The sequence below is a fragment of the Rahnella sp. RFA10(1/100) genome (genome assembly GCF_004195115.1).
GTDB classification, from domain to species: Bacteria; Pseudomonadota; Gammaproteobacteria; order Enterobacterales; family Enterobacteriaceae; genus Rahnella; species Rahnella perminowiae.
This window is the reverse complement of sequence record NZ_SEWR01000012.1, coordinates 78649-96718: the sequence shown is the minus strand read 5'-3', so window position 1 is coordinate 96718 and position 18070 is coordinate 78649. Positions and strand designations below refer to the sequence as shown.

Genomic DNA, 18070 nt, shown 5'->3' with positions numbered 1-18070 from the left:
ATTATCACCGGGAACCGGAATTGCGCATTGTTTCCAGATAAGTGATGTAGGTTCCTGGCATATCAGGGCATTCATTGTCGTCATGATTCATTTCTCCTGTTTTGTTAACCCAGGTATCAATGAAAAAAACAAAAATCGTGAAATAAGAAAATTGATTTGTGAAACCCGACTCATAAAACGGTTTTAAAACCGTTTTTAATAGCAAGAAACATAAGGATCACCCATGAGCCGGTCACAAAAGTTACGTCATAACGTCGTCAACCAGGTTATCTATGATATGGATCGGGGGCATATCCCTTCACCGCTCCCATCCCAAAGTTCACTCGCGGAGATGTACAACGTTAGCCGCACCACAGTCCGTCATATTCTTGCTCATCTCTGCGAGTGTGGCGTATTGCAGGCTGCAGGAAGTGATTACCTGATCTTGCGTAAGCCAGAGAATAACGACGGTTTTGCCTGCTCCGGTGAACCGCTGGAGGCACAAACAAAAATCTTCGAACAGGCATTTTTCTCGATGATAAATCAGCGTCAGCTTCGCGCCGGAGAATCGTTCTCAGAACTTCAGCTCGCGCGTGCTGCGGGTGTCAGCCCGGTTGTAGTACGTGAATACCTCCTGAAATTTGGCCGCTACAACCTGATTGAAAGCGAGAAACGGGGTCACTGGAGCATGAAACGGTTTGATCAACGCTATGCGGAACAACTGTTTGAACTGAGGGAGATGCTGGAGACCCACGCCCTTCAGCGCTTTTTAAATCTGCCTGCTGATGACCCCCGCTGGTTTCAGGCAAAAGCGCTGCTTGAACGTCACCGGACCCTTCGTGACAGCATTGGCGACAGTTTTCGTAAGTTCTCTTCCCTGGACCGGGAGTTTCACGGGTTACTGCTTTCTGCAGCCGATAATATATTTTTCGATCAGTCACTTGAGATTATTTCTGTCATCTTCCATTTCCACTACCAGTGGGATGAAAGTGACCTGAAGCAGCGCAATATTATTGCCATTGATGAGCATATGACCATTCTGAGTGCCCTGATTTGCCGCAGCGATATGGACGCCATGCTGGCGATGCGTAACCACCTCCAGACAGCCAAACAATCGATGGTCCGCTCCATCAATCAGACTGCGTCTGTTTTCCATTAAGTACCGATTAAAAGCAGTAAACCATTATCAGGCGCACGCTTCAGTTAAAAGTTAAACGCAAAATAAAATGCCACTCCTATTTTCAATAACACGTCGGTTATACGACGGAAGATTCGTCAGGAGATGATAACAATCCTCCCCTGACGAATTAATGAGACCTTTCCATTAATCCATTAATGAAAAGTAATAATCAAATCTCAGGAGTCTGGCGTGGAAAAAAATAATATTACCCTCGACCGGCAGACAACGTTTGATCAGACCACATTCGCGGACATCCCAGTTCCGCCAAACGGTTTATTAGAGCGCTCTGCACGTATTAAACGGATCCAGACAACGGCAATGATCTTGCTATTTTTTGCCGCAGTGATTAATTATCTTGACCGCAGTTCCCTGTCTGTCGCGAACCTGACTATCCGTCATGAGCTGGGACTGAGTGCCACTGAAATTGGTGCACTGTTATCCGTGTTCTCCCTGGCTTATGGTTTCGCACAACTGCCCTGCGGCCCCCTGCTTGACCGCAAAGGTCCGCGTATTATGCTTGGACTGGGCATGTTTTTCTGGTCACTCTTCCAGGCAATGTCAGGCATGGTGCATACCTTCACACAGTTTATCCTGGTACGGATAGGCATGGGTATCGGCGAAGCGCCAATGAACCCCTGTGGCGTCAAGGTGATCAACGACTGGTTCAACATTAAAGCGCGCGGAAAGCCTATGGGGGTTTTCAACGCCGCATCCACCATTGGTGTAGCCATCAGCCCGCCGATTCTGGCAGCGATGATGCTCCTGATGGGCTGGCGCCTGATGTTTATTACTATCGGTATTTTGGGTGTGTTCCTGGCCATCGGCTGGTATATGCTTTACCGGAACCGCGAGAACGTGGAGCTGACCACTGTAGAGCAGGCCTATCTGAATGCTGGCAGTATTAACGCGCGTCGGGACCCGCTTAGCTTTGCAGAATGGCGCAGCCTGTTCCGTAACCGCACCATGTGGGGAATGATGCTGGGATTCAGTGGCATTAACTACACCGCGTGGCTGTATCTGGCCTGGCTCCCCGGCTACTTGCAAACTGCGTATAACCTTGACTTAAAAAGCACCGGGATGATGGCGGCTATCCCCTTCCTGTTTGGTGCGGCCGGTATGTTGATTAACGGTTTCGTCACAGACTGGCTGGTGAGACGGGGAATGGCCCCGATCAGGAGCCGCAAAATCTGCATCATTACGGGTATGCTTTGTTCAGCGGCCTTTACCTTTTTAGTGCCGCAGGCCACAACATCCATGAGCGCAGTGCTTCTCATCGGCATGGCGCTGTTCTGTATTCATTTTGCCGGTACCTCATGCTGGGGTTTGATTCACGTCGCAGTGGCATCACGCATGACGGCATCGGTAGGCAGCATTCAAAACTTTGCCAGCTTTCTCTGCGCGTCGTTTGCGCCGATTGTTACGGGTTTTATCGTGGATACCACCCACTCTTTCCGTCTGGCACTGATCATATGTGGTTGTGTTACGGCGCTGGGAGCGCTGGCTTATGTAATACTCGTACGGCAGCCTATTAGCGACCCGCGAAAAGATTAAAAGCTGAAGGTTGATTTGTATTATAGAGACTCAGTTAGGGTGCATCAGACGGGAGTGCCCGTCTGATGCAGGAATAGCGATAATGACGGGCGTTACTGCCGTTATTACACCGGCAGGCCCGGAACAGGAGTAGACCTGAAGGCGTTGACTGCCTTGTCCACTACAACCTGAGCATCACTACCGGAATCAAGAATGGTATTTTGAATGGACTCTTTTTCAATCTGTACCGTGGTCACGTCAAGCGCTTGCAACCCCTGAGTCGCCAGTAATGAGCTCACTTGTGTAGAGAAACAAGAGCCTGTAGCGTCCTGCACTTGCGATGCTTCGGTTGTAGCAACAACATGATTATCAGAAATATAATTCCCCTGACCTGATACCACTCGGATGATCACCGGTTTCGCTCCTGGCGGTGTAATGTACTGAGCATCTATCGTTTCCGAAATATGATTAGCAATGATCGAATTATGATCGCCGCTGATATACAGCAGGCCATACAAATCATCTAAGCCATTGTTGTAAGGCTGCATCGGGCCCCAGGGTTCACGCTCACGGAAGAAATGATTTGCAGATACCAGGTTTTCTGAACAACTGCCCTCAAAGACCAGCATTCCCGGATAAAATGAATGGAACCGGTTACTGCTGACAGACGAGCGTACTACGCCCGAAAAATGAATACTGCTTTTGCCGCGCGGGAAAATGTTGTTTGCAGTGATCAGAAGGCCACCAAAGTTCTGCGCATAAATTGAGTAACCTCGATAACCCGCGCCGATCAGATTATCGGTGACTTTTGAGGCCTGACCCGACCCGCGTAATTCTATACAGTTACCACACTCAGCAATGAAATTATTATGTATCGCCAGAGCATCGGCATTATAGACAGTCACGCCATGCTCTAAATACACCAGGCCCATGCCGCTGATGCGGAATGAATCCTGCGCGCTGGCAATATAAATGCCCGTTTTACCGTTGAGATAGGTGTTTTCAGGATCATCATTTCCTGAACCATCATCAACAAAGTGCAAACCATCGATGCAAAAATCAGCGAACTCGACCGAACTTATCCGCGGATCCCCGCTGCGCGCGACGTAAAAAGCGGCGCCGTCGGATTCTTTCGTGCCAACACCTGCGGGCAGTTCAATGAGGATACGGCTTCCGCCTGGCCACACTTCGTGCCAGTTAACCCATTCACTCTCAGGCGTATTAAACCGGATACTTGAAGAGGTGAATCCATGCCCGGAACCCATGATTTTCAGATAGCTGATATCTATAACAACTTGCGTGAGGAGAGGATAATCACCGGGTGGAATATAGATAACCGCCCCTGGCTTTCCGCCTTGATTAACATTCGTATCCGTTTGCCTGCTTTTAATATCCGCGATAATACTGTTAATGACCTCGCCAATATCTTCATACGGATTACCTTGATTCCAGTCAGTGACATCATAATAGTTTTGACTCGGCATGTGTAACATCCTTCTTTGACATTAATAAGTGATAAATTGGTAGCGCAACGTATCCGGCGCAGTCGTAAGGAGTCTTACTGACATTAATGCACGGGGATATCCTTAAACTCCTGCGACTGATCTGAACCGTTTTCCAGTTCACGTTTTGCGAGATCAACTTTTATTTTTTCAACAAGGGTATTATTGAGTTTGAAGTAACGCACCATGAACGCGCTGATAAAATAACTTACCATCGGCAGCAACGAGAACATGATAACGATGCCCTGTATGGTTTGTGCATTTTGCTCAGGTTTATTGGCTACATAACCGGTGAATGACAATATCCAGGCAACGATGGCCCCGGCGACAGCCAGCCCCATTTTGAGCATAAAGAGATTACCGGCAAAGGATATACCGGTCAGGCGTTTACCGAATTTCCAGTCACCATAGTCATCAACATCGGACATCATGGCCCAGAGAATAGGACCGGACTGAATTAAATGCAGGATATTAATAATGATAAATAAGCTTAACAGCGGTGTCAGTGACTTCGGGTCGACGAACCACAATGCGAAAGATAGGATACCCAGAATGATATTAATAATCCGGAATAGCTTTATTTTATCAAATCGGTCAGTGAGTGGCTTCGCTATCACACTGCCCAACATATTGCAGGCAACGCCGAGCGCCATAAATAAAGTAATAAATCCTACTGAGGCCTGCATGACATAGGTAGCATAATAGATAGTCACCGCACCACGAATAAATGCAGGGAAAACGTTCAGAAACGTAATCGAAATCATCAATAACCATTGGTCATTCCTGGCGATATCTTTTAAATCCTTCATCAGGGAATCGTTGGGCTTAATAGAAACCACACGCTCTTTAATACTGGAAAAACAGAACAGAAACATTAAGGTCGCGGCTCCGCCCATAATCATCATCGTCAACTGAAAACCCGATGCACGGTTACCGTTACCCAGCCAGTCGGTTAACGGTAAAATGGAGGAGGAGACAATAAGTGTCGCCAGACCATTGAGAAAGAAACGCCATGACAGACAACCCAGTCGTTCCTTTTGGTTCAGCGTAATCACGCCTGCGACCGAGCAATAGGGGATATTAATGGCGGTATAAATCAACGACATGATCAGATAAGTCACCCACGCATAAATGATTTTTCCGTTCATGCTTAAATCAGGCGTGGTGAACATCAATATGGCACCCAGACCAAAGGGCACAGCCATCCACAATAACCAGGGGCGGAATTTACCCCATTTGCTGTGTGTCCGGTCGCAAATTGCCCCCATGATGGGATCGCTGAAGGCATCGAAAATACGTATTACCAGGAATAATGTCCCTACGATGCCTGGAGATAAACCATATACATCGGTATAAAACCATGTCAGATAAAGTGCCAGCACGCTCCAGATCATACAGGAACCTGCATCACCCATTCCGTAGCCGATCTTTTCTTTTAGACTCAACTTTGTGTAAGCACTTTGTTTTTCCATTACAGTGGCAGACATAATATTACCTCGATAATGCGCAGTCATAAATTTGAAGCACGGGTTTTTATGACCCATGCCCGTACTGATAACAGAAAGGGAATAGGTTTTATCCTACCGGCAACGTTAAATAATGGAATATAGAAATTAAAAGGTCGTGATGTCCATATTGACGCTACTCTCACGTATAATTAACCGGGAGACAATTTCATACATTTCGATCCCTTCTTGTTTGCTTTGGTTTTTAACCATCTGGAATGCCAGATGTGCAATTTCATGTATCGGCTGTGCAACGCTGGTAATACCCTTTGTTTGCGCCAGTAAGGTGTTATCGAAACTGGCGATCGCAATATCCTGAGGAACAGAAATCCCTTGCTTCTTTAATCCGTCGATAATATAGCTGGCAGCGACATCGTTATATACCCAAAGGCATGAACATTCGTTTCGCCGGAGTGCTAATTTCTCGATAATCTTGTCAAGGATACTGATATGGCCCGACGTTCTCTCCCCTTCCCCTTTCGCTATCCAGAATTGGTTCTCTTTATTGAAAGTCAGCCCCTGACCGGTAATTTTTTTACTCCAGGCGGAGACTTTACGATTATCAACGCCCTCCTGGGCAACAAACCCAAAGGTGGTATGCCCGGTTTGTATAAAATGTTCCGCAATACTTTCCGCACCTTTACTCTGGTTGATAGAGACGGAATTAAAAAAACGTGAAACCTGCGTGACTACCGCGACCGGAATATGGGTAGCAGTTAACCATTCAGAAAGTTCGGCCTCTGCTTCTGTTGGCACCCAGAGCAGACTGTCAATTCCCATACCAATTAAGGTGTGGATAATCTGCTTATCCTGTTGCGGTTGATTCTGGTGTGTCTTAACAATCACCGATTTTCCAATGTACCTTGCCTCTTCTTCAAATGTCGCCAGCAACTCGCAAAAGTGAGGATTGACGAGATTTGGCACGACGACGGCAATCAGCCCGGAACATTTACCACTCAGCTGGAACGCGCTCTTACTGGGCACATAACACAGGTAATCCATGGCATCACGCACCGCTTTGCGTGTTTCAGGTATCACGCTGGGGTGATTATTCAGCACTCGCGATACGGTAGCCGTTGATACTCCCGCTTTTTTCGCTACGTCTTTAATGGATGCCATGATAATGAGATGCGTCGTTTAACAATTCTGTCACTATAAATTGTGATGCAGGTCAAAAATGTAAGCCAGTTCACATGTTGTTGCGTTACATGAAACCTTGTCTGCCCGCTCAGTTCGGCCTGAGTCGCTAAACGCATCCCGGATTGCTGCTACATCATTCGCAACTAATCCAATCTGTGGATGCCCGCCGCCAGCATTACAACGGCCGCAATAAAAGCAAAGGCAACGCCCAAAGTTAGAATCTTGATTATTTATCATCTCTTTGTTGCCAGGATATATAGGTGTCTCCCCAGCGCTTCATCGTGTCGAGTACCGGCTCAAGCGTAAAACCCAACTCAGTCAGTGAATATTCGACGCGTGGAGGAACTTCAGCAAATATTTCCCGGGAAATAATGCCATGAGCTTCAAGTTCCCTGAGTTGTAACGTCAATGAACGCTGTGTGACCCCGCCGATAAGCTTACGGAGCTCGCCAAACCGCTTGGTTCCCGTGAGCAGATAGTAAATGATCAGCGGTTTCCACTTGCCACCCGCTACTGCAATTGTTGCTTCGACGGTACACCGGTAATTCCGTTCTTGCTGAGTCGTCATTCTCAAAAACTCCATTAGTATACTTTTTATCTCTATATATCAAAAGTGTGCCTACTTTCCAACAGAGCTTATAACCACTAGAGTATCTCCGCAGAGGTGGCTGATATGGCCATGAATTTTTTACTCGTATAATGAATGGGTTATAAATTATGAAAGCTGCGTTTTATGAAACCCAGGGCCATGCTCATGATGTGCTGAAAATTGGCGAAGTATCCAAACCGGCACCAGGTCCTGATGAAGTGCTCGTGCGTATTTCTGTCTCCGGAATCAATCCGACGGACATTAAGGCCAGAACAGGTTTCTCTGCGAAAATGCCGTATCCACGTATCATTCCCCATCAGGATGGTGCAGGTGTGATTGAGGCAGTGGGCGGGAACGTATCATCTGAACGACTCGGTGAACGTGTCTGGCTTTATGAGGCGCAATATGGCCGGGCGACAGGCACTGCGGCTGAGTTTGTTGCTGTTCCGGCACATCAGGCCGTCAGGCTCCCTGACAACGTTTCATTTGAAACAGGTGCGTCACTCGGCATCCCCGCACTCACAGCCCACCGTTGTCTGTTTTCCGATGGTGATCTGAAAGGCTGTCGGGTCCTTATTCATGGCGGGGCCGGCGCAGTAGGAACAGCAGCAATATCATTAGCAAAATGGGCGGGGGCATGGGTCGCTACCACGGTGAGCAATGCAAAACAGGCAGAAATAGCGAGGACTCATGGTGCAGATTTGGTGCTCAACCGTACAACTGACGATGTGGCACGTACTATTTTGGCAAATACTGAGAATCTCGGTGTTGATCATATTGTCGATGTGGCTTTGAAAGAGAATTTTGATACCAATCTGGCTTGTTTGTCTCAGGGAGGTGTCATCAGCGCTTATGCAACAAGTCGCGCAACAGAAGAAATTTCCGTCCCACTTCTTAAGGCCATGACGCACGGTTGTGTACTCCGCTTTGTGTATATATACAACGTACCTCGTGAACTGAAACAAACCAGCGCAGCAGATATTAATGCCTGCCTTGAAACGGGGAACTATTCACCCGTAATAGGCTTAAATCTGCCTCTTGAGCAAATAGCGGATGCTCACTACGCTGTAGAATCTTCTGAAGTCATCGGCAAGGTCCTCGTACACCTCTGACCGGCTCAATAATTAGTGCAACGCGAGGTTATTCAGTAACAGGTAAGCCTGAAGGATTACGGTGAGCGAAATCGCCCTGAAATCCCTCAATTATCTGCCGCAGAAAAATTTTCTATGGCTGCTTTTTCCGGAAAAGGAAACCGTATCCGTCTGCACAGGACACCCACGCGACTGGTGGCGCATCGCATACCACATCTGTAAAAGAGTACCGTTACGACTGCATCAACGCACGGGTCTCGTCTGCCACACGCTGTAAGATTTGCTGCGCCTGTTCAAACGATCGGATATCGGTATAGCCAATCACCAGCCCGTAACGCTTCTGAGTCTGCGCATACCCGCTGGAGAGAGGCCGCACGTAGAGCTCGTGCTGCCTCCATAGCACGGCCAGCGCATTGTCCTGAATGCCACGCTGCAGAAAAGTAACAATGTGCATGCCGCCATCGGTCAGCTCAAATCCAGACAGCCCCGGAAAGCTCGTCTCAATAGACTCAAGCATTATGCGACGACGCTGCTGATAGAGAATGCGCATTTTTTTAAGATGGCGGTAGAAGTGCCCTTCGCTGAGAAACTGCGCAAGGATCTTTTGCGGCAACAGCGGCAGGCCAGTTTCAAGAATTTCCCCCAGCTCGCTGAAGCGCGTCACTGCCTCCTGCGGCATGACCAGATATTCGGATCAATTTTCCCTCTTTGATCTGCTCCCCCGTTGATTAACACACGGGATGTTTTGAAATACGTCCCCGGTAGTCAGAACGATTTCGTACTTCCGTTTCTCGTTCTTAGCAGACGACATGTCCCTCGGACCAAGCCGCTCCGTACCAAAGGCGGGCCTGTTCGAATCACGCAGAGCTATAGCACCCCGTCAGCCTTGAGCCTTCTTCCCTGATTTATGGTCATTGTAATAGCGCACGAATTACTCATTCATCACTCTTTAACTGACGAAAGGGTTACTATATGCTTTATCTTGTGCGCAAGATAATCAACAACAAGATAAGAGACTGGAGTATGAATATGCAGTCGCGACAGGAAACAGGAACACAACTTTCTTTTGCGCTCTACGGTGCGGCGAACCGCATGAACCGGTTACATAAGCCATTCCTGGACCCGCTGGGGCTTACCTTTCCGCAGTATCTGGTCATGCTGGAGTTGTTTAACGGCACACCACGCACCGTGGGTGAGATCGGTAATAAGCTCGGCATGGATACCGGCACCATTACGCCCATTCTTAAACGGCTTGAATCCGCCGGTCGCATACTCCGCACGCGGGACCGCGCGGACGAAAGGCGGGTGCTCATTACCCTTACGGATAACGGACGCGCTTTGCAAAACGAGCTGTGGCGCGTGACCGAAAGAATCAAATCAGCCTGTCAGTTATCGGATGCAAAGCTCGAGGAGTTACGAGATACCCTGAATAATTTTGCCCATCCTGCTGATAACCGCTAACCCCCCACGCAGATAAAAGGTACTGGTATGAAAATAGGCATTATTGGCGCAGGAAATATTGGTGCGACGCTGGCACATAAGCTCTCTGAGCAAGGTCATACGGTCAAACTGGCGAATTCAAGAGGCCCGGAAACGATTTCAGAGCTGGCACGCAAGGCCGGCGCAGTGGCGGTTGAGCGCCAGGAGGCAGTACGTGATGTGGAGGTTATCATCCTCTCCATACCTTTTGACAAGCATGCTGAACTGGCTGAACTCCTGCACAACATCCCGGAAAGCGTAATTGTCATTGATACGTCTAATTACTACCCCTTCCGCGACGGAGACATTGAAAAAATCCGTGAAGGCAAACCTGAAAGCGTGTACGCCAGTGAAATAGTCAGGCGGCCTCTTGTCAAAGCCTGGAACGCTGTTCTGGCCGAGACGCTGAAAGATAAAGGACTGGCGGCCGGTTCTCCGTCCCGTATCGCTATTCCGGTTGCCGGCGATAATCCGGCAGCAAAATCTGTTGCGCTGGAACTGGTGAGTCAGACCGGTTTCGATGCCGTTGACGCCGGTACGCTCAGCGAATCATGGCGGCAACAGCCCGGCACGCCAGCCTATTGCACTGAGCTGAAAGCAGGAGAGCTTGAAGCGGCCCTGCGGGCAGCGAATAAAACCCGCGCTCCATTGAACAGAGATGCGCTGATCGAGGAATTCACATCTGCAGGCGCTCAACTCACTCATGATGCTATCGTCAAACGTAACCGTGAAGTAACGGCCTGATTCAAAAGGTAACTTTATGACTAATAATGAAAAGTACCGCATTGCTGTCCTGGGAACAGGCCATATCGGTAAAACGCTTGCGCGCAGTCTCGCATCTGCCGGTCACTCCGTTAAGGTTGCAAATTCACGCGGCCCTGAAACGATAGCCCCCGACGTGCTTGCAACGGGTGCTGAAGCGGCCGATGCTGCCAGCGCCATGCAAAATGCGCAGGTTGTTATTCTGTCCATACCTATGGCGAAGCTTGTGGATATCGCCCCTCTGATAAGAAAGTTACCCCAGCATGTTATCGTTGCTGATACGTCAAACTATTATCCCCATCGCGACGGCAACATTGATACGTTCTCAGATGGTCAGGTCGAAAGCCTGTGGGTGGCGCATCTCCTGAACCGCCCTCTGGTAAAGGTGTGGAATGCAATAGGTTCAGATTCTCTCGCGACAAAAGGTACAGCAGAAGCAACGGCAGTACGTATTTCAATTCCTGTGGCGGGGAATATCGAAGAGCACAAAAAAGTGGTTATGAGCCTTGTCAATGAAACAGGATTCGACGCCTTCGATGCGGGCACGCTTGAGGAGTCATGGCGTCAACAGCCGGGCGCGCCCTGCTACTGTACGGATCTCACATACAATGAAATGAAGTTGGCGCTCGCCGCAACGGAAAAATCACGGCTGCCCGCGCGTCGGGATATTGCTGTGCAGGCAATTCAGGAACGAATGGGTGATAAACGATCCAATCCGAATGCAGATTATATTGTTCGCTTACACCGGGCTCTTTTTATGTAATCCGCAAGCCGTATCACTGACTGCACTAAAATCTGCTCTGGAATATCACCATTTCTCATTAAGCCCTGTTCCATTTATCGATATATGAGCGAGAAAGCATACGTCCTTTTTTCGCTCACAGCGGACGATTATATTGTCCGCTCCGTGCCAGAGGTGAACCTGTAAGCACACCCGTTTTAGTTCCCTGCACTTTTTAAGATCCCGGCCAGGTTGATCCTGGCAGGTCATCCATCACTTCACCACGGCATCGTTGAACAGATGACGGATGTGTGTAAGTTTCGTAAGGTAAGCGACGATTTTAAGAATAAAAAAGGAGTGGTTATGGGCAGATTTCACGGTAAACGTATTCTTATCACGGGGGGTACCAGTGGCATAGGGCTGGCGGGTGCGCTGCGCATTGTAAAAGAAGGTGGGCAAGTTGCCATCACGGGACTCAGTGAAGAACGTCTGGCACAAGCCCGCAAGTTATTACCGGACACTGCACTGATCCTGAAAAGTGATGCAGCCAGTGAGGCTGATATTAATGCGCTCGCAACGGCTGTCAGCAGTTGGGGACAACTTGACGGATTATGGCTGAATGCAGGTTACGCGGAAGTGGGTGCCCCTGAATCTGTGACAGCTGACGCCTTTAACCGCATGATGAATGCCAATGTTCGCGGGCCAATGCTCCAGCTTGCATCACTTTCCCAAAGGCTGAATCCCGGCGCATCTGTGTTGGTCACCGCGTCGTCTTCGGTCTATGAAGGCGCGGCAATGACGAGCCTGTATGCGGCAACCAAAGGTGCCGTTGTCGCCATGGTAAAAAGCTGGGCCGCCTCGCTTGCTACGCGCAACATTCGCGCCAACACACTGGTACCCGGGCCCATCGAGACTAATTTCAGGCACTTCATGCCCGATGAATCGCGGCAACAGTTTGAGGAGTTTGTGGTAAACCAGGTGCCTCTCGGACGAGCCGGTACAGCTGATGAAGCTGCCGCTGTCGCGCTTTTCCTGCTCTCCGATGATGCGTCTTACGTAACCGGAAGCCAGTATGCGGTAGACGGCGGACTGGTTCACTATTGATACAAAATCTGCTTCCCGCTTACAGGCGCCAGAGTTTCTCCTTTCAGACGGCTTCGTGCCTGAAGCGGGCTTAACGAACAGAGCAGAGGATCCCCCGCGCATCGTGGCGTGACTTTCATCTGCCAGCAGCTACCCCTGACCTTTCCGGAACTCACTTTCCGCAAGCATCAGTAAAGTGTGGTTTTTAATCGTCCGGGCAAGGCCTCGTCGTAAGCCAAACCATCAATTTCTGACTGCGAAATCATACTCAGGATACTGCCTGTGCTGGGAAGAGTCTGGCGCTCAATTTGTGTGGCAGGATCCCAAAGTTTTGAACGAATAATTGCCCTGCTGCACTGAAAGAAAACGCTGTTCACTGAAATGCGCAACACCGTTTTAGGTGTTTGATTATTGATTGAGAATTGATCAAGCAGAGCCGGGTCTTTACGGATCTCAGCTGTCCCGGTTATACGCAATGTTTCGCCAATGCCGGGGATTAAAAAGAGAAGCGCAACCCGGTTGTCATTTAAAATATTGCGCAGACTATCGATACGGTTATTCCCCCGGCGGTCGGGCAAAAGTATCGTTTTAGCGTCCTCGATGTGAATGAAGCCTGCTGGATCGCCTCGCGGTGATACGTCCAGACCCTCCGGTCCTGATGTCGCAAGCGCCACAAATGGCGAAGCCTCAATAAAAGGCCGGTAAGCCGGATGAATATGGTCAGTCACCTTTGTTAAAGAAGGTTTAGCTATCGCGCCGTAAAGTTGCTCAAGCTCATCACTGTCAGTAATCAGCATGTTTTCTTCAGCCATCTTATCCCCCTCCATTGATTTCAAAACAGTATGCACGCTGAGATGTTATCGCTGATGCTTTTTAGATGTCCATTTTTATGGCCTGGATACGTAGTGACGTTCCAAAAACCTTGGGAGATATTGCAGATGAATGGCAGCGTACGCATTAACCGGCGCAGGCAATTCCGGTCATTTATCGTTAAACACCCCAATTAAACAAGTAATATCTTGTTTAATTGATGAAGGATCGGATAGGTTAGTTATCCACTCACTTCACTACAGGGCGAAAACATGCCTATTTTGCATACAGAGCATGGCGATATCGCTTATCAGGATATCGGTACGGGGGACACAACGCTCTTCCTGATGCCGGGCTGGTGCCAGCCAAAAACCGTCTTCAATGACTTCTCTGAGCTGGCCGCCGTTTTCTTCCGTGTTGTCATTATTGACTGGCGTGGTCATGGAAAATCATCGACCGATGGTCAGGATTTTGACGGTGCGGCGTTATTAACAGACGCGTTGACCCTCATTGAACATCTCGGCCTGTCCCGCGTAGTACCGGTCTCCGTTGCCCATGCCAGTTGGATAGCTGTAGATTTGGTGGAAAGTTTAAAAGAACGTGTGCCTGCAGTGATATTCCTTGATTGGATCATGAATCAGCCTGCGGCGGCGTTTTTCACTTCAATCAAAGAAATGCAGCATGAAGATCGCTGGCAATATGCGCGGGATCATCTTTACGAATTTTGGCTGGCAGGAAGCGACTCCCCCATCATGAACCACCATCTGAAAACCGAAATGGCTGGCTCCAGCTACCAGCTTTGGCGGCTTGCAGGTCAGGTGATCGCCGGTGCCTATCATAAATACGGTTCACCGCTGCAACGCCTCGAAAAACTCAAAAACCCACCGAAGGCTACCCATATCTATTCCCTCGACAGAAACGACGAATACCTTGCTTTACAGCAGCGTTTCGCTACAACGCATGATTTCTTTAAGGTGAAACGTTTGGAGAATGCCAGAACTCATCTGGCCGTGCTTGAAAGGCCGGGGGATGTATTGGCGGGAATTATGGCATCGATATAAATCATTAATCGTTTTTCACAACACATTGATGCTTCGGCGACGACCGAAGCATCAGGCTTCTGTCGGCAATAAACTGACTGGAAATTAACGACGGAGCAGACTAATGATTGCAGTGCTTTTTGAGGCAGACGCCCTGCCAGAGGCTCAGGAAAGGTATCTTCAGCTTGCCTCTGAGCTGAAACCCTTATTATCAGACACGCCGGGATTTATCTCTATTGAGCGATTCCAGAGTCTGAGTACGCCCGGAAAAATCCTTTCTTTGTCATGGTGGGAAGATGAGGAATCTGTGGCGGGCTGGAAACAAAATGTTATACATCTGGCAGCGCAGAAAGAAGGTAAACAGTCAATTTTCTCATTCTACCGAATACGCGTTGCCCGTGTATTCCGTGATTACTCTTCTGATACGGGAGCACATCAGCATGTATGATATTCACGTCATTCTCAGTAATACCCCAGGTTCGCTTGGCTCACTTGGCCGCGTGCTGGGTACAAACGGTGTAGGACTTGAAGGAGGTGGTGTATTTTCGACGCCTGAAGCCGGACATGCACATTTTCTGGTTGAAGACGGTGAAAAAGCCCGCAAGGTTCTGACGGATGCCGGCTTTGATGTCATCCGCGTATGCCGCCCTCTGATAAGGAAATTATCTCAGGAACGGCCAGGAGAACTCGGAGAAATAGCTGACACAATGGCCCGAAATGGCATTAACATTCTGGTACAGTACAGCGATCACAGTAACCGGCTTATTCTGGTCACGGATGATGATATCCGGGCGGCTAAAGTCACTCAAAAATGGGCAATACACCCTGAATGACCCCTCTGAAAACCGTATATGACAGTGAGCCGGATAATTCGCTTGAGAAATCGATGTCACTGGTTGCGTCTGCCATCGCTGACACATCAAGGGTCAGCATTCTGTGTGCACTGATGGATGGCCGCGCGTGGACAGCAACGGAACTCAGCGTGGTAGCGGATATTGCTGCATCCACCACCAGCGGTCATCTTACCCGACTTCTCAGCAGCGGGCTGGTCATCTGTCTGACTCAGGGGCGCCACCGGTATTACAGCCTTGCGGGCCATCATATCGCCGGGTTACTGGAGAATCTCATGGGAGTGTCCATGCATCCCCTCATTTCCCCTCAATCCAGGACGCCGGTATCTCTGCGTTACGCACGAACCTGTTACGATCATCTGGCAGGAGAACTGGCTGTAAAAATTTACGATTTTATGCAGCAGGAAAAATGGATTGAGGCTGACGGCACTGCGCTGACGCCAGTCGGCAAAACACATTTTGAGAAACTTGGCGCGGTGCTTAATTCACGTCCGCGCCGTAAGTCTTGTTGTCCATGCCTCGACTGGAGCGAAAGACGCTTCCATTTAGGCGGTGATGCTGGCTCGGCACTCATGACACTTTTTCTGCAGAAAGGGTGGATAACCCGCACGCAGGGATATCGCGAGGTGCACCTGACCGGCAGTGGCAAGAGTGCAATGTATCGCCTGTTCGGTTTGAACTTAACCTGATCTCACATCCTTTCTCTGCAGGCGCGCTCTGCATCAACCATCGCTTTCCATTGCTGAACGGATGATCTGGCCTGCATTCTGGTATACCACTCACGCAATGCATTGCACTCTGCCGGTAAAGGAAGTTTCACTAATGCGGCAAAAATCATCCCTCCGATCACTGCGATATCCGCCATTGAGAAAGCGTCACCGGCGACATAAGGCTGCGTTTGTAGAACGCGATCAAAATAATGCATCCCTCTGATTGCCTTATCGCACATCCGGTTGCCCCATTCCGGATTTTGATACAATTCAACCTCTGGCCCCAGCCCCGGCGTTGCGTGATGGAAATACACGCTTACTGCATCAAGGAATTCAATTTCAGCACGCTTCGTCATCATATGAATAATGCCCTTCTCTTCCGGCGTTGTTCCTGTCAGCGCACATGACGGGTCCAGTGCATCCAGATACTGTGTGATGGCTGTACATTCGGCGATCAGCGTGCCGTCATCAAGCGCCAGAACAGGCAGCGTGCCCGAATAATTAATGGCGAGAAATTCGTTTTTTTTATGCTCACCCTTCCATAAATTGATCGGGACAAATTCTGTCTTTGACAGCCATCCTTTTTCTGCAAGCGCAATGCGCACACGTGCAGGATACGGTCCGTCATACCAGTCATAGATTTTCATCGGAGGAAGTTCCTTAACGCCAGTTAATGTGAGTGGATAAGTCATAGCCAATATCTACCTGTCAATTGGTAGTTTGATGTTGGACCTATATTTTGTGAGTGTCAACACCTGCCTGTCAGTTGGCAGGCTAAGACGGCAGGTGTATAGTGATGATATGAACTTGTGTTTAAGAAAGAGGCGATGATGAGCGTAAATGCACGGGAAGCAATATTAGCTGAGGCGAGGCATGCGGCTCAGAAGCACGGATATAACGGGATAAACTTTCGCAGTATTGCATCGGCAGTGGGTATCAAAAATGCCAGTATCTATTACCACTTTGACAGCAAGGCAAGCCTTGGCGCTGCGGTTGCCCACCGATACTGGCAGGATACCGCTCAGCACCTTGAGACCATACGCAGCACAAGTGCCAATGCCGGCGAAGCCTTAAAGCGTTATCCTGCTATTTTCCGTCAATCCCTTGAAGATGATAACAGGCTGTGTTTATCCAGTTTCATGGCCGCTGAATATGAAGACCTGCCTCAGGACGTTAAGGTTGAAATACAGGCTTTTGTTGATGCCAACGTCGCGTGGCTGAACCAGGTGCTTAGTGAGAAAGGTACAGGTAGTTCCGAGGATTACAAAAAGCAGGCCCTCGCTATTTATACAGCCGTCGCGGGCGCGCAACTGATTGCACGGATCCATAAGAACACTGAACTGTTTGATGAACTGATGGTGACTTATCAGCAGACAGGACTGATACCCATCATCTAGACGGGTCACAGCCACGCATCAGGAAATAGAACGCCCGCGTCTCTCCCGGTGTTTCAACCTGCAGTGAAAATAACATCGATCGCTGGCCATTCCGGTTAAGGCTAACGCAGCCTGGCGAACGTGGCGCGCACCTCGTCGACAAAGGCGAGTGGCTGCTCCAGCGCGAGACCAGGCACTGAGCAGAAAGGGATCTCTTCACCAGATTGCATTGTTATCAATACCGTATGCCTGAATGCTTCCTCAAAACCATCAACCGCCATTACAACTTCCCGGTCTGGTGGCCCGGCAATTTTATTTGCCTCAGCAACGCCGCCAAAAGGAATGATGTCGAGTTCAATATCCTCCAGTACTTGACGATGGGCATTCCCTTTTATCGTGTTTGCACCCGCTGCAGTTAATGCTTGCTTCAGGTCGTCAAACAGTTGCCACTCCTGAACAAAAACTGCGAAATCAATATCACGGGTACGGCGGCCGATGGCTCTCCCATACACATGGTGAAGCAGGATTTCGCGCGCCGTTGCACCCGCAATAAAGTAATGAATACCCTGAGCGCCGCAGATAGTTCGGAAAGCACAACAAACAAAAGTTTCATGACCCCAGCAGGGAATATCCCTCCTGCTGCAGTAACCTTTTTTCTTCCTGCCTTCCCTGGATGATGATGTAAAGTCCCGGCACATCAATGCGCGCATTTCCGGCGCTGT

21 protein-coding genes are annotated in these 18070 nt (G+C 49.2%); 13 read left to right on the top strand and 8 right to left on the bottom strand.

The window, feature by feature from the left end:
* From ETV65_RS25030 to ETV65_RS23350, 3 genes are all read left to right on the top strand, one after another.
* A partial coding sequence (locus ETV65_RS25030) for a hypothetical protein (protein WP_205951627.1) occupies positions 1-187 on the top strand: 187 nt, incomplete at its 5' end.
* Between the two features lie 36 nt (positions 188-223).
* The gene (locus ETV65_RS23355) at positions 224-1138 is read left to right on the top strand and encodes a GntR family transcriptional regulator (RefSeq protein ID WP_129955472.1); all 915 of its coding nucleotides are present in this window, start codon (positions 224-226) and stop codon (positions 1136-1138) included.
* Between the two features lie 210 nt (positions 1139-1348).
* Positions 1349-2710: an MFS transporter gene (locus ETV65_RS23350; RefSeq protein WP_129955471.1), complete on the top strand. Its 1362-nt coding sequence runs from the start codon at positions 1349-1351 to the stop codon at positions 2708-2710.
* A gap of 104 nt (positions 2711-2814) precedes the next feature.
* Here ETV65_RS23350 and ETV65_RS23345 read toward each other — a convergent pair whose 3' ends face one another.
* The 4 genes from ETV65_RS23345 to ETV65_RS23330 all read right to left on the bottom strand — a co-directional run bounded on the left by ETV65_RS23345 (position 2815) and on the right by ETV65_RS23330 (position 7404).
* Complete coding sequence (locus tag ETV65_RS23345; RefSeq protein ID WP_129955470.1) at positions 2815-4173, bottom strand: NosD domain-containing protein; 1359 nt, start codon at positions 4171-4173, stop codon at positions 2815-2817.
* Between the two features lie 83 nt (positions 4174-4256).
* A complete protein-coding gene (locus ETV65_RS23340; RefSeq protein ID WP_129955469.1) occupies positions 4257-5678 on the bottom strand; it encodes an MFS transporter in 1422 nt (473 codons plus the stop codon).
* Positions 5679-5804: 126 nt separating this feature from the next.
* A complete protein-coding gene (locus ETV65_RS23335; protein WP_129955468.1) occupies positions 5805-6815 on the bottom strand; it encodes a LacI family DNA-binding transcriptional regulator in 1011 nt (336 codons plus the stop codon).
* 247 nt (positions 6816-7062) lie between these two features.
* Complete coding sequence (locus ETV65_RS23330; protein WP_129955467.1) at positions 7063-7404, bottom strand: helix-turn-helix domain-containing protein; 342 nt, start codon at positions 7402-7404, stop codon at positions 7063-7065.
* A gap of 149 nt (positions 7405-7553) precedes the next feature.
* Between ETV65_RS23330 and ETV65_RS23325 the strand changes: the two genes are divergently transcribed.
* Positions 7554-8537: an NADPH:quinone reductase gene (locus ETV65_RS23325; protein WP_129955466.1), complete on the top strand. Its 984-nt coding sequence runs from the start codon at positions 7554-7556 to the stop codon at positions 8535-8537.
* 211 nt (positions 8538-8748) lie between these two features.
* On the opposite strand, the gene ETV65_RS23320 is transcribed toward ETV65_RS23325, so the two are convergent.
* Complete coding sequence (locus ETV65_RS23320; RefSeq protein ID WP_238485895.1) at positions 8749-9195, bottom strand: hypothetical protein; 447 nt, start codon at positions 9193-9195, stop codon at positions 8749-8751.
* A 350-nt stretch (positions 9196-9545) separates the two neighbouring features.
* On the opposite strand from ETV65_RS23320, the gene ETV65_RS23315 reads away from it, so the two are divergent.
* The 4 genes from ETV65_RS23315 (at position 9546) to ETV65_RS23300 (ending at position 12582) form a co-directional block, all read left to right on the top strand.
* The gene (locus tag ETV65_RS23315; protein WP_238483234.1) at positions 9546-9977 is read left to right on the top strand and encodes a MarR family transcriptional regulator; all 432 of its coding nucleotides are present in this window, start codon (positions 9546-9548) and stop codon (positions 9975-9977) included.
* A gap of 27 nt (positions 9978-10004) precedes the next feature.
* The gene (locus tag ETV65_RS23310) at positions 10005-10739 is read left to right on the top strand and encodes an NAD(P)-binding domain-containing protein (protein WP_129955465.1); all 735 of its coding nucleotides are present in this window, start codon (positions 10005-10007) and stop codon (positions 10737-10739) included.
* A 16-nt stretch (positions 10740-10755) separates the two neighbouring features.
* Complete coding sequence (locus ETV65_RS23305) at positions 10756-11520, top strand: NAD(P)-binding domain-containing protein (protein WP_129955464.1); 765 nt, start codon at positions 10756-10758, stop codon at positions 11518-11520.
* 321 nt (positions 11521-11841) lie between these two features.
* Positions 11842-12582: an SDR family oxidoreductase gene (locus tag ETV65_RS23300; RefSeq protein ID WP_129955463.1), complete on the top strand. Its 741-nt coding sequence runs from the start codon at positions 11842-11844 to the stop codon at positions 12580-12582.
* A gap of 167 nt (positions 12583-12749) precedes the next feature.
* Here the strand turns inward: ETV65_RS23300 and ETV65_RS23295 are convergent, their stop codons facing one another.
* Positions 12750-13373, bottom strand: coding sequence for a pyridoxamine 5'-phosphate oxidase family protein (locus ETV65_RS23295; protein WP_129955462.1), 624 nt, complete (start codon positions 13371-13373; stop codon positions 12750-12752).
* Between the two features lie 270 nt (positions 13374-13643).
* Between ETV65_RS23295 and ETV65_RS23290 the strand changes: the two genes are divergently transcribed.
* The 4 genes from ETV65_RS23290 (at position 13644) to ETV65_RS23275 (ending at position 15951) form a co-directional block, all read left to right on the top strand.
* Positions 13644-14432 (top strand): alpha/beta hydrolase, encoded by a 789-nt coding sequence (locus ETV65_RS23290; protein ID WP_129955461.1) that lies wholly within the window; start codon positions 13644-13646, stop codon positions 14430-14432.
* 103 nt (positions 14433-14535) lie between these two features.
* Positions 14536-14859, top strand: a complete 324-nt coding sequence (locus ETV65_RS23285) for an antibiotic biosynthesis monooxygenase (RefSeq protein WP_129955460.1) — start codon at positions 14536-14538, stop codon at positions 14857-14859.
* On the top strand, positions 14852-15244 hold the full coding sequence (locus ETV65_RS23280; RefSeq protein WP_129955459.1) for an amino acid-binding protein: 393 nt from the start codon (positions 14852-14854) through the stop codon (positions 15242-15244). Before ETV65_RS23285 ends, ETV65_RS23280 begins: the two co-directional genes overlap by 8 nt.
* Positions 15241-15951 (top strand): helix-turn-helix transcriptional regulator, encoded by a 711-nt coding sequence (locus ETV65_RS23275; protein ID WP_129955458.1) that lies wholly within the window; start codon positions 15241-15243, stop codon positions 15949-15951. The genes ETV65_RS23280 and ETV65_RS23275 overlap by 4 nt, the downstream gene beginning before the upstream one ends.
* A gap of 2 nt (positions 15952-15953) precedes the next feature.
* Here the strand turns inward: ETV65_RS23275 and ETV65_RS23270 are convergent, their stop codons facing one another.
* A complete protein-coding gene (locus ETV65_RS23270) occupies positions 15954-16619 on the bottom strand; it encodes a glutathione S-transferase (protein ID WP_129955457.1) in 666 nt (221 codons plus the stop codon).
* A 183-nt stretch (positions 16620-16802) separates the two neighbouring features.
* Here ETV65_RS23270 and ETV65_RS23265 point away from each other — a divergent pair, with 183 nt between their 5' ends.
* Entirely contained in the window at positions 16803-17369 is a 567-nt protein-coding gene (locus ETV65_RS23265) for a TetR/AcrR family transcriptional regulator (RefSeq protein WP_129955479.1), read from the top strand.
* A 101-nt stretch (positions 17370-17470) separates the two neighbouring features.
* On the opposite strand, the gene ETV65_RS23260 is transcribed toward ETV65_RS23265, so the two are convergent.
* Positions 17471-18058, bottom strand: a complete 588-nt coding sequence (locus ETV65_RS23260) for a hypothetical protein (RefSeq protein ID WP_165383773.1) — start codon at positions 18056-18058, stop codon at positions 17471-17473.
* Positions 18059-18070 lie beyond the last annotated feature (12 nt).

Coding starts and splice junctions, on each gene's coding strand:
- ETV65_RS23305 (WP_129955464.1), top strand. CDS start 10,756: ATGACTAATAATGAAAAGTACCGCATTGCTGTCCTGGGAACAGGCCAT.
- ETV65_RS23265 (WP_129955479.1), top strand. CDS start 16,803: ATGAGCGTAAATGCACGGGAAGCAATATTAGCTGAGGCGAGGCATGCG.
- ETV65_RS23280 (WP_129955459.1), top strand. CDS start 14,852: ATGTATGATATTCACGTCATTCTCAGTAATACCCCAGGTTCGCTTGGC.
- ETV65_RS23345 (WP_129955470.1), bottom strand. CDS start 4,173: ATGCCGAGTCAAAACTATTATGATGTCACTGACTGGAATCAAGGTAAT.
- ETV65_RS23310 (WP_129955465.1), top strand. CDS start 10,005: ATGAAAATAGGCATTATTGGCGCAGGAAATATTGGTGCGACGCTGGCA.
- ETV65_RS23270 (WP_129955457.1), bottom strand. CDS start 16,619: ATGAAAATCTATGACTGGTATGACGGACCGTATCCTGCACGTGTGCGC.
- ETV65_RS23315 (WP_238483234.1), top strand. CDS start 9,546: ATGCAGTCGCGACAGGAAACAGGAACACAACTTTCTTTTGCGCTCTAC.
- ETV65_RS23295 (WP_129955462.1), bottom strand. CDS start 13,373: ATGGCTGAAGAAAACATGCTGATTACTGACAGTGATGAGCTTGAGCAA.
- ETV65_RS23290 (WP_129955461.1), top strand. CDS start 13,644: ATGCCTATTTTGCATACAGAGCATGGCGATATCGCTTATCAGGATATC.
- ETV65_RS23355 (WP_129955472.1), top strand. CDS start 224: ATGAGCCGGTCACAAAAGTTACGTCATAACGTCGTCAACCAGGTTATC.
- ETV65_RS23335 (WP_129955468.1), bottom strand. CDS start 6,815: ATGGCATCCATTAAAGACGTAGCGAAAAAAGCGGGAGTATCAACGGCT.
- ETV65_RS23320 (WP_238485895.1), bottom strand. CDS start 9,195: ATGCCGCAGGAGGCAGTGACGCGCTTCAGCGAGCTGGGGGAAATTCTT.
- ETV65_RS23300 (WP_129955463.1), top strand. CDS start 11,842: ATGGGCAGATTTCACGGTAAACGTATTCTTATCACGGGGGGTACCAGT.
- ETV65_RS23260 (WP_165383773.1), bottom strand. CDS start 18,058: ATGCGCGCATTGATGTGCCGGGACTTTACATCATCATCCAGGGAAGGC.
- ETV65_RS23330 (WP_129955467.1), bottom strand. CDS start 7,404: ATGACGACTCAGCAAGAACGGAATTACCGGTGTACCGTCGAAGCAACA.
- ETV65_RS23285 (WP_129955460.1), top strand. CDS start 14,536: ATGATTGCAGTGCTTTTTGAGGCAGACGCCCTGCCAGAGGCTCAGGAA.
- ETV65_RS23325 (WP_129955466.1), top strand. CDS start 7,554: ATGAAAGCTGCGTTTTATGAAACCCAGGGCCATGCTCATGATGTGCTG.
- ETV65_RS23275 (WP_129955458.1), top strand. CDS start 15,241: ATGACCCCTCTGAAAACCGTATATGACAGTGAGCCGGATAATTCGCTT.
- ETV65_RS23340 (WP_129955469.1), bottom strand. CDS start 5,678: ATGTCTGCCACTGTAATGGAAAAACAAAGTGCTTACACAAAGTTGAGT.